Origin of the sequence: Arthrobacter sp. TB 26, assembly GCF_000427315.1 — a bacterium.
Lineage (GTDB): Bacteria > Actinomycetota > Actinomycetes > Actinomycetales > Micrococcaceae > Arthrobacter.
Window position 1 is genome coordinate 1 of the sequence record NZ_AUPJ01000090.1, and the last position, 3,755, is coordinate 3,755.

At 67.8% G+C, this 3,755-nt stretch carries 5 protein-coding genes and 1 riboswitch; all 5 genes read right to left on the bottom strand.

Annotated features, from left to right (window positions below; all coding sequences use genetic code 11):
* Positions 1-98: 98 nt before the first annotated feature.
* Positions 99-749: an MBL fold metallo-hydrolase gene (locus K789_RS0102385; protein ID WP_024365349.1), complete on the bottom strand. Its 651-nt coding sequence runs from the start codon at positions 747-749 to the stop codon at positions 99-101.
* Positions 750-770: 21 nt separating this feature from the next.
* Positions 771-1,781, bottom strand: coding sequence for an aldo/keto reductase (locus K789_RS0102390; protein ID WP_024365350.1), 1,011 nt, complete (start codon positions 1,779-1,781; stop codon positions 771-773).
* 151 nt (positions 1,782-1,932) lie between these two features.
* Positions 1,933-2,358 carry a DMT family transporter gene (locus tag K789_RS0102395; protein WP_051180861.1) on the bottom strand — a complete coding sequence of 142 codons (426 nt, stop codon included), beginning with the start codon at positions 2,356-2,358 and terminating at the stop codon, positions 1,933-1,935.
* 2 nt (positions 2,359-2,360) lie between these two features.
* Positions 2,361-2,684 (bottom strand): DMT family transporter, encoded by a 324-nt coding sequence (locus tag K789_RS0102400; RefSeq protein WP_024365352.1) that lies wholly within the window; start codon positions 2,682-2,684, stop codon positions 2,361-2,363.
* Positions 2,685-2,693: 9 nt separating this feature from the next.
* Positions 2,694-2,761: riboswitch (guanidine-III (ykkC-III) riboswitch) on the bottom strand.
* A 156-nt stretch (positions 2,762-2,917) separates the two neighbouring features.
* Positions 2,918-3,631: a cache domain-containing protein gene (locus K789_RS0102405; RefSeq protein WP_024365353.1), complete on the bottom strand. Its 714-nt coding sequence runs from the start codon at positions 3,629-3,631 to the stop codon at positions 2,918-2,920.
* Positions 3,632-3,755 lie beyond the last annotated feature (124 nt).

A 3,755-nucleotide genomic window follows, 5' to 3' on the forward strand; every position in this document is an offset into this window, starting at 1 on the left:
CCTAAAGTAGCTGGCGATGCGCGAAATGCCGGTCGCTACGGGAATTCCCGCAGCGACCGGCATTATGCGCAGCGCAAACCACGAAGCGCAGCGAAAAGCTACCAACCGCGGGCGCGCCACCCCTCCAGGTGCGGGCGTTCCGCGCCCAGGGTGGTCGGCTTCCCGTGGCCCGGGTGCACCACAGTGTCATCCGGATACACGTCGAACAGCCGCTCGCTGACATCGCTGAGCAGCTGGGCGAACCGTTCGGGATCCTTCTGGGTGTTGCCCACGCCGCCGGGAAACAGCGAGTCCCCCGAGAAGATGTGCGCCGGACCTTCCGGGTCCTGGTACACCAGCGCGATCGACCCGGGGGTGTGGCCACGCAGGTGTACCGCTGTCACATCGAAGCCGTCGAAGTTCCCGACGTCCCCGTGATCCAGCAGCACATCCACCGGCACGGGCAGTTCGGAGGCATCATCCGTTCCGGCCGCGGTCTTCACCCCGGTGGCCTCCACCAGGCCCGGCAGTGCACGGACGTGGTCCCAATGCTGGTGGGTGGTGGCAACCAGCGCCAGTTTCGGCGTCGCGGAGGTATCCGCAGCGGCGTCGGCAAGCAGCCCCTGGATGGCGGCCAGATCATCGGCCGCATCGATCAGGAGCTGCGCGCCCGAGGCCTTGCTGGTGAGCAGATACACGTTGTTGTCCATCTCGCTGACCGAAATCCGGCGGATGGTGATGTCACGTAACGAGTGAATGAGCGAGTCCATGGGCTTCAGTCTACGGATCCGCTATTCGCGGCCTTGGGACACCCAGTTGGGGTCCGCCGAGCGGGAGCCGACGACGGCGTCCGCAGCGGCGTCAAGTTGCTCGAGTTGCGCTGCGGTGAAGTCGAGCGCCAGCGCGCCCAGGTTTTCGTCGATCCGGTCCGACCTGTGGGTGCCGGGGATGGGGACCACGGGCAGTCCCAGCTTGCGGCCCTGCGCGAGCAGCCAGGCCAAAGCCACCTGGGCAGGAGTTGCAGCCTGCCCGGCAGCTGAAAGTTCAGCCGCAACTCCCTGCACGGCGGCGACCACGACCTGGTTGGCGTCCAGCGCCGCCTCGGCGAATCGCGGGATCTTGCGGCGGAAGTCGTTGCTGCCAAGCTTCGAGGCGTCCACGGTGCCGGTGAGGAATCCCCGGCCCAGCGGCGAATAAGGCACAAACCCCACCCCGAGCTCGGCCGCGGCAGGAACAACGTTGCGTTCCACATCGCGGCTCCAGATGGACCACTCGCTCTGGACCGCGGCGATCGGGTGGATGCTGCTGGCTTCACGCAGCTCCTCGGCCGTCACCTCAGACAGGCCCAGATGCCGCACCTTGCCGGCCTGCACCAGCCCCGCCATGGCCTCCACGGTTTCCACTATCGGAACGCGGAGGTCACGGCGGTGCATGTAGTACAGGTCGATGGCGTCGGTGCCGAGTCGCTGCAGGCTGCGGTCCACGGCCTGCCGCACATAGGCGGCGTCGCCCCGGATATCGGAGTAGCCGCTGGCCGGGCTGCCCACGAGCCCGAACTTGGTGGCCAGCTGCACTTCGCCGCGGCGTTCCTTGAGCAGCTGGGCCATCAATTCCTCGTTACTGCCCCCGCCGTAGATGTCCGCTGTGTCGATGAAGCTGACACCGGCATCCACCGCGTGGTGCAGGGTCCGCAGGGCCTCGGCCGGATCCACTTCTCCGTATACCGGGGTGAGGGCCATGCCGCCGAACCCCAATTGGCTGACCATGAGGCCGTCGCCGAGTCGGACTGTCGCTGCATTCATCTTCGGTCTCCATTCGCTGCCGGAAATTCCGTCCCAGCCAAGAACTCCGGCGGGCGCGCGGCTATTCCGGGCGTCTGCGGCAGCTTCCCCACCTTTGAATATTGCGTGGCCGGTCCGACGGCGCGTCGCCGGGACACGCCGTCGGCCTGCCTCAAACGTGGGGAGATTCCGCGGGGGAGGGCGGCAGCTGTGCCTCCGCCGCGGGTTCCCCGGCTGGCAGCAGCTTCAGTCCGGCCGCGCAGCCCACAATCCCGGCAATAAACAGCAATTTCAGGGGGCTGGCGGGCTCGACGCCGGTCACCATCGCCCAGCCGACCGTCAGGGCTGCACCGATCCCCACCCAGACGGCGTAGGCGGTGCCCAGCGGAATGCTCTTCACGGCCAGGCCCAGCCCCACCATGCTCAGGGACGCGGTCAGCGCGAACACGAGCGTGGGCAGCGGCCGGGTGAAGCCGTCTGACAGCCCCAGAGCCGTGGCCCAGACGGCTTCCAGCACGGCGGAGGCGAGCAGGATGAGCCAAGCCAGCGTGGTTGCGGGCGCCTTCGTTGCTGATTTTGGCGTGCGGTTCGCTGCCATGCTCATGCCACCAGCTTCAGGCCGGCCACACAGGCCACGATCCCGCCGAGCAGCAGGATGCGTCCGGCCGTCGCGCGCTCAACTTTGGTAATCATGGCGTAGGCCGAGGTCAGCACCACGCCGACACCCACCCAGACGGCGTAGGCGGTGCCCGTCGGGATGGACTGCATCGCGATAGCGAGGCCGCCCGTACTCGCCAGGACAGAGATGAGGAAGACGGCGGCCGGCGCAATCCGGCGGCGGCCCGTGGCCTGCGAGGTCCGGTGCAGGGCTGCGGCCCACACGGCCTCCAGCGAGCCGGACACAATGAGAACTAACCACGACATGACTGCTCCTGTGGCCAGTCTTGTCGCGTGCCGGGTACTGAACCGTCGTCCGGAGGCCGCGAAGAAGGCGACCTTCATTCCAGCCTAGCAACGCCCCAGCAGGGAGGCGAACCCCCGCCGTGCGGCAGCCGGCGCACCACCCACCCCATCCACCCACCATCGACTGCTCCGAAACGGCCCTTTTGAGGGTTCATAAGGGCCGTTCTGGAGCAGTCGATGAGGTGTCAGCAGGGTCAGAGCGCCGCAGCCCCGCTCCAGATCCGGAACTTCCGGCCCACGGGATGCACGCTGCAGCCCTCCTCGGCGGCAGCGAGGTCGCCGGCGGCGATGTCCGAGGCTGCAGAGACGATGGCGCGGCCGTCGGCGTTCACCAGCGTGGCCCGGTCCCCGATCAAGCGCAGGGCCGGAAGGGCGCCGCGCTCCAGCCGCTGCACGGTGACGTCCATCCCCACAATGCCGGAAACCGGGCCGTCCGCACGGCAGAAGACCGGGTGCGTGAAGGTCAGGACGTATTCGTCGGTGCACAGGAAATCCACATACGGCCCGGTCACGTGGGCCTGCCCGGTGTCCACCGGGACGCGGAACCACTCGGACTTCACGTAGCGGCTGATGGAGTTGGGGCTGAAGTTCGCGAGAGCGTCCACGTGCTCCAGCTCCTCCCCCTGCCACCAGGCGATGTAGCTGCGTTCGGGGCCCAGCAGCCCGGCGTTGGCAAGGAAGCCTGCGCCGGCTATGTATCCGCCGGGAGTCCGGACCAGTTCTTCGACCGCCGGCCGGATGAGCTTGTCCACGGCGGTACCGCTGACCTTGGTGGAGAGGGCCGCCAGGGCGGCGCCCGTTTCGACTGCCCACGCCGCGAGCCTGTGCTCGATGCCGGTGATGGTGGCATCGAGGTCCGCGGCTGCTTGAAGAGTCAGTGTGTCCGGGGAAGCGGTGGTCTCAGACATCGGGTCGCTGCCTTAGCTCGAAGGAACAGGGAATGGTCAGTAGCGCTTGGACTGCTCGTTCAGCAGCCAGTCCGTCGTGGCGGCGACCAGGGCTTTCACTGCCGCTTCGGCGGCAGCCGGCTGG